The organism is Clostridium simiarum, assembly GCF_018919175.1.
Classification (GTDB): Bacteria; Bacillota; Clostridia; order Clostridiales; family Clostridiaceae; genus Clostridium_L; species Clostridium_L simiarum.
The window spans coordinates 264,962-277,712 of the sequence record NZ_JAHLQL010000005.1; the positions used below are offsets into that span (position 1 = coordinate 264,962).

At 30.3% G+C, this 12,751-nt stretch carries 9 protein-coding genes, 1 tRNA gene and 1 rRNA gene; all 11 read right to left on the reverse strand.

Annotated elements, in window-relative coordinates; genetic code table 11:
* Positions 1 to 6: 6 nt before the first annotated feature.
* The 11 genes from KQI89_RS14400 to rrf all read right to left on the reverse strand — a co-directional run bounded on the left by KQI89_RS14400 (position 7) and on the right by rrf (position 12,682).
* Positions 7 to 1,989: a fructose-1,6-bisphosphatase gene (locus KQI89_RS14400; RefSeq protein WP_216457651.1), complete on the reverse strand. Its 1,983-nt coding sequence runs from the start codon at positions 1,987 to 1,989 to the stop codon at positions 7 to 9.
* A 392-nt stretch (positions 1,990 to 2,381) separates the two neighbouring features.
* On the reverse strand, positions 2,382 to 3,269 hold the full coding sequence (locus KQI89_RS14405) for a diacylglycerol/lipid kinase family protein (RefSeq protein ID WP_216457628.1): 888 nt from the start codon (positions 3,267 to 3,269) through the stop codon (positions 2,382 to 2,384).
* 344 nt (positions 3,270 to 3,613) lie between these two features.
* Positions 3,614 to 4,192 carry a sulfurtransferase-like selenium metabolism protein YedF gene (gene yedF, locus KQI89_RS14410; protein WP_032120719.1) on the reverse strand — a complete coding sequence of 193 codons (579 nt, stop codon included), beginning with the start codon at positions 4,190 to 4,192 and terminating at the stop codon, positions 3,614 to 3,616.
* A gap of 188 nt (positions 4,193 to 4,380) precedes the next feature.
* A complete protein-coding gene (locus tag KQI89_RS14415; RefSeq protein WP_216457629.1) occupies positions 4,381 to 5,733 on the reverse strand; it encodes a TldD/PmbA family protein in 1,353 nt (450 codons plus the stop codon).
* A 17-nt stretch (positions 5,734 to 5,750) separates the two neighbouring features.
* Positions 5,751 to 7,130, reverse strand: coding sequence for a TldD/PmbA family protein (locus KQI89_RS14420; protein WP_216457630.1), 1,380 nt, complete (start codon positions 7,128 to 7,130; stop codon positions 5,751 to 5,753).
* A gap of 182 nt (positions 7,131 to 7,312) precedes the next feature.
* The gene (locus KQI89_RS14425) at positions 7,313 to 8,788 is read right to left on the reverse strand and encodes a hypothetical protein (protein WP_216457631.1); all 1,476 of its coding nucleotides are present in this window, start codon (positions 8,786 to 8,788) and stop codon (positions 7,313 to 7,315) included.
* 42 nt (positions 8,789 to 8,830) lie between these two features.
* Entirely contained in the window at positions 8,831 to 10,231 is a 1,401-nt protein-coding gene (locus KQI89_RS14430; protein WP_425514091.1) for a sensor histidine kinase, read from the reverse strand.
* The gene (locus KQI89_RS14435; protein ID WP_032120714.1) at positions 10,215 to 10,916 is read right to left on the reverse strand and encodes a response regulator transcription factor; all 702 of its coding nucleotides are present in this window, start codon (positions 10,914 to 10,916) and stop codon (positions 10,215 to 10,217) included. The genes KQI89_RS14430 and KQI89_RS14435 overlap by 17 nt, the downstream gene beginning before the upstream one ends.
* A gap of 215 nt (positions 10,917 to 11,131) precedes the next feature.
* Complete coding sequence (locus KQI89_RS14440) at positions 11,132 to 12,151, reverse strand: polysaccharide deacetylase family protein (protein ID WP_216457633.1); 1,020 nt, start codon at positions 12,149 to 12,151, stop codon at positions 11,132 to 11,134.
* A 306-nt stretch (positions 12,152 to 12,457) separates the two neighbouring features.
* A tRNA-Asn gene (locus KQI89_RS14445) sits at positions 12,458 to 12,532 on the reverse strand.
* 33 nt (positions 12,533 to 12,565) lie between these two features.
* A 5S ribosomal RNA gene (gene rrf / locus KQI89_RS14450) occupies positions 12,566 to 12,682 on the reverse strand.
* Positions 12,683 to 12,751 lie beyond the last annotated feature (69 nt).

The following is a 12,751-nucleotide window of genomic DNA, read 5'->3' on the forward strand; positions in this document are numbered from 1 at the left end:
TTCTCTCTATCTTTTTTCTTTTATTAATCCTTTTCTATAAGCTGAAAGTAACATCTTTAAATCTTTAATTTGCATCTTTAGCTCTTCACCTACATCTGTATCTCCTACAGTTTTTCTATCTACATTTTGTTCTAATACTACCATGGAAGATAGTATATCCGTTTCTTCTATTATAGCAGCTTCTGTGGATTTAAAAGGCTCATGAGAAACTAGCTGCAGTCCAAAGGAATTATATATCAAGGTATATCCAGCAATTCCTGTTTTGCCTTGATAAGCCCTTGAAAAGCCTCCGTCAATAACTAAAAGTTTTCCATTAGCTTTTATTGGACTTTCTCCATTTTTCTTTTGTACTGGCATATGTCCATTTATTATATGAGAATTGACCTTATCTAAATCAAATTCTTCAAATATAATATTACAAGTATTCTCATCATCCCTGTATTTATAATAAGGGTTTTTGGGTTCCTTATGAGTTTCTTCTTCCTCTATAAAGTATCTTTCAAAGGTAGTCATCTTATCCTTACCAAATAAAGGTGAAAATTCACCTGTCCATAAATACCATATTACATCTAATCCATACTGCTTAACAGAAGATTTGCTCTTATAAAAATAAGCTTCCCTTGCCAGTCTTTCAAATTCATCTAAAAGTGCTTTTCCCTTAAATTCCTTATCTCTTAATCTAACCGTAGCAAATCTTCCATCTTCTTCCAATGGCATACATCCATGAAATAATAAATTTGAATTGTGCTTTAAGTATATACTTCCCTTTGCAAAAAGAAAACTTACATGTTTTTGAAGTTTCTCACTATTAATAAATGATGACTTTAATTTTTCTATTAAAATTCTTTCATCTGGAGTTAATTTATATGGATCTTTTGGATCTATGGTTGGAAAATTATTATCTGTAAGTTTATAGGTTTTTCCATAAAGTTCTATAGTACCTTCTTCATAGTTTATATTATTTAATAATAATCTGTGTTCCATATAAAACTCCGGTCTTCTATCTATTATATCCTTTTCTAATTTGAACTGTATTATAGCTATAGCCTTATGCATTTTTGATATGAGTTCTATTTCATTTAAACTATAAGCATTTTCACAATCAAATTTAGGTTTAAAATGTAAACAAGGATCGTTTCTATAATGTTCTAGAGCAAAAGTAGCCAATGGTAGCATATTTATACCATATCCATCTTCTACAGTATCTAAATTAGCATATCTAGCTGAAATCCTTAGTACATTTGCAAGACATACCTCTGACCCTGCTGCTGCTCCCATCCAAAGTATGTCATGATTTCCCCATTGAATATCTACTGCATGGTAGTCAATTAACGTATCTAGTATTATATGTGCTCCCGGTCCCCTATCATATATATCCCCAACAATATGAAGTCTATCTATAACTAATCTTTGAATTAATTTAGACAAAGCTATTATAAACTCCTTTGCCCTATCAATACATATTATTGTGTTAATTATTTCACTATAGTATTCCTGTTTATCTACTCTACCAGGCTCTTCATGAAGTAGCTCTTCTATTATATAAGCAAAATCCTTTGGCAGAGCCTTTCTAACCTTGGACCTTGTATACTTTGATGAAGCATATCTACATATCTCAATAAGCCTATAAAGTGTTATTCTATACCAATCTTCGATGTTATCCTCTTCTTTTAATATTATCTCTAGCTTTTGCTCTGGATAATATATAAGAGAAGCCAAACTCTTTTTTTCAGAACTTCTTAAAGAGTTTCCAAATATATCATCAATCTTTCTCTTTATTACTCCAGAAGCGTTTTTAAGCACGTGTATAAAAGGCTCGTACTCTCCATGTATATCCGTTAAAAAATGTTCAGTACCCTTTGGAAGATTAAGTATTGCCTGAAGATTAATTATTTCAGTACTTGCTGCTGCAATTGTAGGATATTGATTAGCTAACAGATTTAAATATCTTAAGTCTTTAGTCACTTCCTTAGTTGACGGTTCATACATAAAGGCCATTGATACCCCTCCACCCAAATATTATAGTAAACCATATATAGTATATTACATATTTGTATTATACTATACTATTTAGTGTGATTCTATAAATTCTATAGTAATTATTTGTTTAAAAAAACACTTCTTTCTAGAAGTGTTTTAATGAAATTTCTTTTTATTCTGTAACTACTTGATGTAATACTTTTTATAGCAAACCATAGGTTTGGGTATCCACTTAACCGATTCACACAAGATCGTAGATCTTGGTTCTCTGCTTAGGAAACTCATCTTCATAACTTCAGATGAGTACTCAAAGAGTAAGCCACTACCAGCAAACCATAATTTGGGGTATCTGCTTAAACGATTCACAGAAGATTGTAGTTCTTAGTTCTCTGCTTAGGTAACTATACCCTAGGTTTAACTATTTTTACGTATTGTTCCCTCACTTGTACCTGTACCTTACCATCTTCAAGAATTTCTCCATCTATGTTAATAGGAAAGTTTTCCTTACCCTTAATTAAAATATCTTTTCCTTTAAAAAATTCTACCTCCTCTACTTCCCCATGAGTTCCGTCTATAAGTTTTGGGAATAGTCTTAGAAGTCTTAATCTATTCATATTATTAACCACACAAATATCTAAATTTCCATCTGAAATCTCCGCATTTGGTGCCACTTTCATTCCACCACCATAGTACTTTCCATTTGCTATAGCAATCAAGATTGCCTTTCTTTTCATTTCCACTCCATCTATATATATGTCCACATCTATTCCTCTAAATTTATATATAGTTGAAAAAATGCTTAAAAGATAAGCCAAGCTTCCACTTATAAGGGGCTTTTTCTTTAGATTTCTTGCATTTTTTGTAACCGCTGCATCAAAACCCACAGAGGATATATTTATAAAATATCTATAGTTTATAGATCCTAAATCAACTAATTGTTCCTCTCCTTCTATAGTTCTTTCAAGTATATTTTCATAGTTTTTATTTTCATCTTGGATAATGCTCTTAATAAAATCATTTCCACTTCCCGCTGGAATAACAGCAAGGCTACTATTGCTACCAACTAGGCCATTTAATACTTCATTTAAGGTTCCATCTCCCCCTATAGAATATACCCTATAAGTATCTTTAGATACATATTCGCGTACTAAATCAGCGGCATGACCTTGCCTTTTTGTAACCTCTAAAAAATAATCATCTCTTTTATCAAAATACTCTTTTATATCTTGAATAAAGCCAACTGCCTTTCCCTTTCCAGCTACAGGATTTATTATAAATAAGTGCTTCATATACCTTCCCCTTTAGTCTAAAATTAAGCTTATAATACTAATTATAACCTATAATGTATTAATTATATCTTATAAGAATATGTATAGTGTAATGTAAAATAAGAAATATAAAAATAGGCTTTAATAAAATCACAAGAAAAATTTAAAAAGCCTCTCAAATTTAATTGAGAAGCTTAATAAATCTTATTTCTTTATTTACTTTTTAAATTATAAATGTAGTATGAAACTTATCTCCATGACTTCAGATAGTACTCGAAAAGTAAACGAATACCATCAAATCATAGATTTTGGTATCTGCTTAAGTGACTTATACAAGATCATGTATCTTGCTTCCATACTAAAGATTACAGTTTAATAGTATTATCAGCCTTATTCATTAATTCTACTATAGTGTACATATTTGATATATCTCCAATAAGTAACTTATCTTTTATATTGTAAAAATCAAGACAAGTTCCACAACTCATTATATTTACTCCCTTATCTTTTAGAGCATTTAGACTTTCTATAACAGCTGAACCCTCTGTAGTAAGTTTAACACCACCATTTAAAAATATAATATCTGAAGGCATATCATCACTTTCAGATAAAGCATACATGTAGCTCTTCATAAGATTATACCCTAATGTATCATCTCCCTCTCCAAGCTTATCAGTACTTACTACTATAACAAATTTTTTTTCAAAAGACATAACTTCACAATCACAGTGTTCTTTTTCTATAGCTATGTTATATAAACCTTCCTCTTCCTTCACCTCAAATTTATATCCATTGCTTTCTGCAAATTTAGATATATTATTCTTTGCTACTTCATTATCTACAATAATCACTGCTTGTCCTTCATCTATAGAGTCAAAATACTTCTTAGTATTTATAACTGGTTGAGGACATTTTAAACCTTTGCAATCAATTGTATAAATCATTTTATTCACCTCATATATATTTAATAATAAATATTTTAATTATTTAAAATACTAATTCAATTATAACATCATTGGTAAATAGTAATTATTTATTTTATCAATAGCATTTAACTTATTTATTTGATAATCAAATATAACCCAAAGGGGAAATAAATAGGAAATACACCCCCGGGGGTGTATTTCCTTAATTATTTCCCAGCTATGGATAGAGATTTTATCACTACTGTTGGAGATCCAAAATTAGCTCCCATAGGTATAGTGAATTCTAAATCTTGTCCTATATATTCTATATCTTCAAGTAATTTAAAGAAGTTTCCTGCTACAGTTATTTGCTCTATTGGCTCTGCCTCTTTACCGTCCTTTATCCAGAATCCTTTAGCAGCCAGTGAAAAATCTCCTGTAATAGCATTAGCTCCAGAGTGAGTTCCTTCTAGATCAGTTATTAATATCCCTTCACCTACGTGATTTAACACCTCTTCAAAGGTTCCCTTACCTTTTTCTATATAGCAGTTAGTAGGCGCTATGCCTACTGGTGAAGCAAAAGATTCTTTATATGCATTTCCTGTGCTTTTCTTTCCTTCTTTATCTGCCGCCTTTAAATTATATAAAAGTGTGCTTAGCTTACCCTCTTTAATCATGTGCTTATTATAAGTTGCTACAGCCTCTGCATCAAATGTAGTTGAAGCAAATCCACCTTCTAAATGTGGATTATCAACCAAATTAACTAAAGAGGATGCTATAACTTTTCCTTCTTTTCCTTTTAGTAGAGACAATCCTTTTTGTGCATTTTCAGCATTAAAAACGCTTATAAAAGTTCTTAACATTACAGCCATAATATCATTTTTTAATGCTATTTTATAGTTTCCAGATTTTACTGACTCTCCTCCAACTCTAGACATAGCTTCTTCTACAGCTTCTTTTGCAAATTCTTCAATGTCTAATTCTTTAAAATCTTGGGTTATCTTAAATTTAAATCCATCATATCTTATTTCCTCATGCTTAATTACTGGTACAACGTAAGATACTATGAAATTTTTCCTATTCATAAGTTCTATATCTTTAGAGTTCATTATTCCATATTCTATAGTGGAACCTTCTAATTCACAACCTGCTACAGTTTCAACCTTTTCATTGAAATTTAGCACCCTATTCTCTAAAGCTTTTATAAAACTTATTTTTTCTTCTGTAGATACTTTTTCTAATTCTTCATTGTAGGTATTTAGTTTAGCATAATCTTGTCTTTCTCCAAATATAATTTCTTTATCTTCATTATCTATAGATAAGGCACTTTCCTTTGCACTTTCTAAAAGAGCATCTATAGATTCTTCATCTATTAATTCTGTGTAGGAATAACCCATTTTGCCTTTGTATAGACCTCTAAAACTTACTCCCATAGTAGTATTTACACTATACTTATCTATTTCTCCACTATATACTCCTATGTTAAGATTTTCGTCTTTACTATAATATATTTCAAAATCAGAAAAACCTTCTTTTTTAGCTCTTTCAAATATTATTTCTTTAAAAGTTTTTATATCCATAATGTTCTTACCCCCTTTTATCTTCCACCTACAGTTATCTCTGATACTCTTATAAGAGGTTGCCCCACGTTTGTAGGTATACTTCCACTTTCAGAACCACACATACCTTGTCCTTGTGCTAAGTTTTTACCTACCATGTCTATCTTCATTAATATATCTGAACCTTTACCTATTAAACTAGCTCCTCTTACTGGCTCTTGGATTTTCCCATCTTTAACTAAATATCCTTCTGCTACTGCAAAATTAAAGTCTCCAGTTATAGGATTTACAGAACCGCCTCCCATTTTTTTAGCATATAATCCTTCACTAATGGAAGCTAATATAGCATCATTATCATCGTCACCATTATCAATATAGGTGTTAGTCATTCTTGAAGTTGGAGCATATCTATAGGATTCTCTTCTTGAACTACCAGTGGGATCCATATTCATCCTTCTAGCATTAAGCTTATCTATCATATAGCCTTTTAATATACCATTTTCTATAAGTACGTTTCTTCTAGTTTTAGTACCTTCATCATCTATATTTAGTGATCCCCATAAATTCTTCATTGTTCCATCATCTATAGCTGTTACCTTAGTTGAAGCTATTTGTTCACCTAGTTTATTGCAGAATACAGAATTACCTTTGGCCACAGCAGTTGCTTCTAAAGCATGTCCGCATGCTTCATGGAATATAACTCCTCCAAACCCATTTTCAATAGCTACCATCATTTTTCCTGCTGGACAATTTTTTGCATGTAGCATAGTAATAGCAGTCTTACTAGCTTCTCTCGCAAAATTTTCTACATCTATATGATTAAACATTTCAAATCCCATAAATCTACCTGGAGCTTCAGATCCAATTTGATTTTCTACTCCATTACTAGCAATAGACCTTATAGCTATCCTAGTTCTTATTCTTCTGTCCTCTGTGAGTAATCCTTCACTATTGGCAATAAGAACTTTTTGATCTCTATCTAGATAATTTACTCCAACTTGAGCTATTTCCGAACTATAATCCTTTGCTGCCTTATATGCCCTCTTCATTACTTCTATTTTATTTTGATTGTTTATGCTAGAAGGTACATACAGTATAGGATGTATATTAGTATTCATTCTTTCCATAAGGTTTATATCTATGTTTTCTTTCAAATCTCCTATGGCACAAGCTGCCTTATAAGCTGTGTCCATCATGCTTTGAAGGCTATTATCATTAGTATAAGCATATACACTTTTAAAGCCTTTAAATATTCTTATACCTATTCCAAAATCTCTACCTGACACTGCAGTGTCTATTTTTCCATCTATTAAAGTTATATTATTATTTATGCTATTCTCAACAAAAATTTCTGCAAAATCTCCCCCTGTACTTAGAGCTTTCGCTAGTACCTGTTTAATTACACTTTTTGCTAACATTAAATCACTCCCCAATAAATTTAAAATAAATAAAACAGATATCCATATGGTATCTGTTTTCAATTTTATACTATTATAGAAATATTCACAATAATATTATTAAAATATTATAAAAGTCTGTATTGCATTTTTTTGAAACTGATAGTGCTCTTTTTTAAATATTTTCTTAAAATTATTAAAAATTAATGATTTTGCTCTTTAAATAATCTGTCCCATTTATCAACAAAATCATCTAAAGCCCATTCAGCCATTATAACAGTTTCTCCATCTTTTAGTTTCACTTTTTTTAATGGTTTTTCTCCTAGTTCTCCTCCATATATATCATAAACAAACAGATTGTGTTTTGTAAGAACTACTGCTATGTCATTATTAGGAGATGTATAAACATCTACCGCTTCAGGTATTCTTTCTTTGATTTTATTCCAAGGTACTTGCAGTTCATCATAAAATATAAATTTCTTTGGTGGCAATATATTTATATTATAATCTAAAAATAAATCCTTCTCCCCATTTTTAGAATCAATCCTACCTTTAAACATCCAATGTCCATTTTTTCTTACCATTGTAAAATTTTCTTCCTTTATATTAGTCTCTAATTTACTCTTCAAAGATTCATGTGATGCTATTGCTCCTTTAGCTGAATTTTCTTGAACTATCTTCCCTTGTTCACCTAAAATATCTGAAAACTTTAATCCTTTAATCTGCTGGATATTATCTACAGGTAAAACCACATAACTTTCTGCTTTTGATATATTATTTTTATCCCATTCAATAAATTCCATTCCAAGATAATCGTTACTTATGAACTTTATATTTCTACAAATGTTTGTATCTAATCCTCTGGAATAATTTCTAACATATCCATTACTTTTATTTCCATAAGAGTTTATATATATCCCCTCATTGAAATATCCATCAAAATTTTCTCTTCTTACTTCCAACTCCCAAAATCCAGAAGTTCTTGGGAATATTATATTAGGCTTTTTTCTATAAGAAAAAATATTTTTATTTATAGCTGATATCCACAAAGTCCTGTATTCACTTTCACCTATATTACCATCTTCATCCTTATCTCTTTCACTTCTTAGCCCAATTAAAATTCCTGACTTAACATTTTTATTTACTGGTTCGTAGCTATCCTTAGATTCCTCTTTTACACTTTTAGCTTTAGGATTTGAATCTGTATCATTGCTTCTTCTATTTGCAAAATAATATACACCATCTGACAAAAACAGTATTTTATCTGGACTATACTTTATAAATTCATATAGAGGTTTCCCTTCTATACTTACAGAAAATATTTCTAGTTCCTCTCTATTTATACCTAAGACTTTTCCATCGATCTTATGGTGATTTAAGAAATAATTTTGAGCATTTACTCTTCTATACTTATACTTTGGATTTAAGTATAGTTCTCCACCCAGGGATAAAAAATTATTGTTTATTTGAATATATGAATTTATATACTTATTAGAATTATTACCTTGTACACTTTTATGATTTATATTTTTATAATCCTCTACGTACCACTTTCCCTTTATCATTAAATCATTATTCTCAGGTGACAGTATCTTAGGAGCTCCACTAAATCTTGGTGCATTACAACCAGACAGAATAAAAATTAAACAAAAGCACAGTATTATATTAAACCTTCTCATTTTTTCACCCACAAAATCATAATACTTATAAACTAAATACTTTTATAATGGAAGATTCACCCTTATTTCTGTTCCTCTTCCTTCCTCACTTTCAATGGTAAATTTGCCTTCATGAAGCCGTATTATCTCATCACAAATAGATAATCCAATTCCATTTTGTGATTTACTGCTTTTTCCTTTATAAAATTTTTCCTTTACTCTTGGAAGGTCTTCTTTACTAATTCCAGTACCTGTATCTTTTATCATAATAACTACGTATTCTTTATTACACCATGTCTTTAAGATTATATCTCCTCCACTTGGTGTAAATTTAAATGCATTATCTAATAAATTTATAAGTACTTGCTTCATTCTATTTACATCTATATAAATTTCTTGAATATTATCTTCAACTATTATTACGAAATTTATGCCTTCTCTTTCAGCCCTTGGTCTCATATATCTATCAATGTAATTAATTAAGTCAATTATATTAATCTTTTTCTTTTCTAAAGTTATTTTTCCAGATACAAACTTTGAAAAATCTAATAATTCCTCTACCATTTTAGTAAGTCTGTCACATTCTTTTTCGATTATGTCTAAACCGTCTTTTATCATCCTCTTATCTTCTAAATCATAACCTAAAGTAACAGTCCATCCTTTTATTGAAGTTAGAGGTGTTCTAAGTTCGTGAGATACCGCTGAAATAAATTCATTTTTTAATTGATCCTTTTTTAATATCTCTTCTGCCATATAATTTAAAGTATCCGATAGCCTTCCTATCTCATCATCCTTTACCTTATTATTTCGTATATAGAAATTTCCTTCCGCCATTTTCTCCGCAGTTATAGTAAGTTCTTTTACTGGATATATTATACTTCTTGCTGCAAACCAGCTAATTACTCCTGATAATAATAACACAAGTAATCCTATTAATATAAACATTATTGATATAGCATATATGGACTTATTTACCTCTTCCATAGAAGTTATAAATCTAATAACCCCTACTGTATCAGTATGAGACTTTAGTGGATATGAAACCGCCATAACCTTATGATTGTAATAGCTTACATTTCCAGTCCACTTTCCCTTTTCTCCAGCAATAGCTTTTTTAACATCTACAGAATCTATATACTCTTTTGAGGTAGCTCCAAGGGAATCCATTAAAAGTTTTCCTTCACTATCTAATATCTGTACTTGCGCATTAGTTTGCTTCCAAAATACATCTACATTTTCTAATATATTTTCTTCTAAAGATGCATTTGAAAAATAGCTATTATAAAAATTTGCAGCACTAATTATTTGACTTGTAAGAATATCGTCAGTATTTTTATAAAAATACTGACGAACAAAACCTATAAGTAAAATTTCCAAAATAAATACAGTAAATAGTATTATTATTAAAAATTTTTTTGCAAGTCTTATTCTAATACTTTCCCTAAAGTTATCCTTCTTTTTCATCATTCCACCTATATCCTGTACCCCAAACCGTTTCTATATACTTAGGCGCTGATGGGTTCTCTTCTATCTTAGTTCTTAACCTTCTTATGTTAACATCAACTATCTTAGGGTCCCCAAAAAAATCATATCCCCATACTATATTCAATAATTCATCTCTAGTAAATGCCTTACCTGGATTCTCAATAAACAATTTAAAGAGCAAATATTCTTTAGGCGTAACACATATTTCTTTTTCATTTTTATATAATTTTTGAGAGTATAGATTCAATTTAAAATCATACCTATGAATTATTTCTTCATCGGCGGATATGAGTTTTCCTTCAATTCTTCTAATTATTGCCTTAACTCTAAGCATTAACTCCAGAGGGTTAAATGGCTTCACTAAATAATCATCCGCTCCCTGTTCTAATCCCATTATTTTGTCCATATCTTGATTTCGAGCAGTAAGCATAATGATACCCATTTCTGGAAAACGTCCTCTTAAATTTTTGCAAAGACTAAATCCATCCATCCCTGGTAACATAACATCTAACACTGCAATATGAGGCTTTTCCAATATAGCTTTTCTAAGCCCCTCCTCAGCAGAACTAGCTTCAATTACAATAAAATCATTTCTTTGGAAATTTATTCTTAAAAAACCTCTTATACTGTTTTCATCTTCCACAATAAGTACTTTTTTATCCATAATATCCTCTCTCCATATTTATAATAAGTTATGCTTAATAAAATTGTTGATACTATTTATTCTATTCAAAACATAAACCTATAATAAAAGAGAAGTTAAATAACTTCTCTTTTATTATACCATAATTTATCCTATGACTACTAGTAATAGTTCCCATCTTCTGTAAACACAAAACCTTACTTCTTAATTTTTCACTTTTATATGCTTATTTCTAACTAATTTAATGTTCTAAATTCATATCCATTACTCTTAAAGTGATGAATTACTTTTGGTAAAGCTTCTGCTGTAGTTTCTTTACCATAAGTATCATGCATAAGTAAAACAACTTTTTCCTGACTTCCACTAGTACTTATAGCTCTTTCTATTAATCCTTGCGCATCCCTTTTCTTTCCTTCTGCATCACCATTTAATGCATTCCAATCTACATAATTAATGCCTTTATCCTTTAAAGCTTTTAATGCTGCATCTTGTCCCTTCCAAGACATCAATCCTCCTGGAAATCTTACAACTTTAGATTCAAAAGACTCACCTATAATACTTTTCATTAATGAATTGGTCTTTTCTACCTCTTCTAAAAATCTATTAACATTTATAGTTCTACCCGGATATAAATACTCATAATTGTGAGAATAACTATGATTTGCAATAGCATGTCCCTCATTATATGTTCTCTTTAAAATTTCTCCGGATTTTTCATTGATGTTTGTTCCATCCTTAGATAAATTTTTACCTACTATAAAAAATGTTGCTTTTACATCTTCTTTTTTTAAAATATCTAACACCTTAGGTGTAACAGTGGTGGAAGGTCCATCATCAAAGGTTAAGTAAACTATTTTCTTCCCATCTGATTGAGCTTTACCCTTTACTGCCTTTTCCGCCTCCTCAGCAGAAGATATATATTTTTGTCCTTCATCAGAAGTATTTTTGTAAACTAACTTACTTTGATCATCTTTTAACTTATCCTGTTGCTTGTCCGATTTATTGGCATTAGCTTCATTTGCCTTTTTATCTACACTAGGTGAATCTTTTGTCTCATCTTTAGCTTCAGGTAACCCTGCTTCTAATGCAGTAGCCTGTGTTTTCTTTTCATTAGATCTATTTATTATTAATTGTCCTAACAATACACAGCCTAACAATACAGCCAAAACTAAAATGCTAACAGCTAACCTTTTATTTCTCACCTTTTTTCGATTTTTAAAAACAGTTTTTTTCCTTCTTGAACGAAAATTTGACATATCCCCACTCCTTAGATTTATCCTCATGTTTTTCATAAATTAATCTATATCTACATAGTTAATCTATAAAAATACCTTATAATACAATAATAACTCTTTATTGATAATAAAAAATTACAAATTAGTAAAAACAACTTTAATTTCTGCATAAGGTTATAAAAACATCAATCTATTATCTCTTAAATTTAATTAATTTTCAACCATATGAATTAAAATCTATAATTGGTATTAAAAACAAAAAAAGCTACATATTTTGTAGCTTTATCTTACTAATTTCAATATTAAAATTTATTAAAAATAAAAAAATGGCTCCGCGAAGAGGATTCGAACCTCCAACCTATCGGTTAACAGCCGAGTGCTCCACCGTTGAGCTATCGCGGAATATGTAATCCTTAAGGTAAATCTTAAGGATTTACCTGGCGACGACTTACTCTCCCACAAGGCCTCCCTTGCAGTACCATCAGCGCTTTAGTGCTTAACCATCGTGTTCGGAATGGGAACGGGTGTTACCACTAAGCCATAATCACCAGATGCGACTTCTGTCTAAATCTTTGATTTAGCTTACAGAATCGTACTCCTCAGCTTTGCTGAGTGAGTTTC

Excerpts from the sequence above, each read along its gene's own strand:
- KQI89_RS14415 (WP_216457629.1), bottom strand. The coding sequence starts at position 5,733 with ATGGATATAAAAACTTTTAAAGAAATAATATTTGAAAGAGCTAAAAAA.
- KQI89_RS14400 (WP_216457651.1), bottom strand. The coding sequence starts at position 1,989 with ATGTATGAACCGTCAACTAAGGAAGTGACTAAAGACTTAAGATATTTA.
- yedF (WP_032120719.1), bottom strand. The coding sequence starts at position 4,192 with ATGATTTATACAATTGATTGCAAAGGTTTAAAATGTCCTCAACCAGTT.
- KQI89_RS14440 (WP_216457633.1), bottom strand. The coding sequence starts at position 12,151 with ATGTCAAATTTTCGTTCAAGAAGGAAAAAAACTGTTTTTAAAAATCGA.
- KQI89_RS14425 (WP_216457631.1), bottom strand. The coding sequence starts at position 8,788 with ATGAGAAGGTTTAATATAATACTGTGCTTTTGTTTAATTTTTATTCTG.
- KQI89_RS14435 (WP_032120714.1), bottom strand. The coding sequence starts at position 10,916 with ATGGATAAAAAAGTACTTATTGTGGAAGATGAAAACAGTATAAGAGGT.
- KQI89_RS14420 (WP_216457630.1), bottom strand. The coding sequence starts at position 7,130 with ATGTTAGCAAAAAGTGTAATTAAACAGGTACTAGCGAAAGCTCTAAGT.
- KQI89_RS14430 (WP_425514091.1), bottom strand. The coding sequence starts at position 10,231 with ATGAAAAAGAAGGATAACTTTAGGGAAAGTATTAGAATAAGACTTGCA.
- KQI89_RS14405 (WP_216457628.1), bottom strand. The coding sequence starts at position 3,269 with ATGAAGCACTTATTTATAATAAATCCTGTAGCTGGAAAGGGAAAGGCA.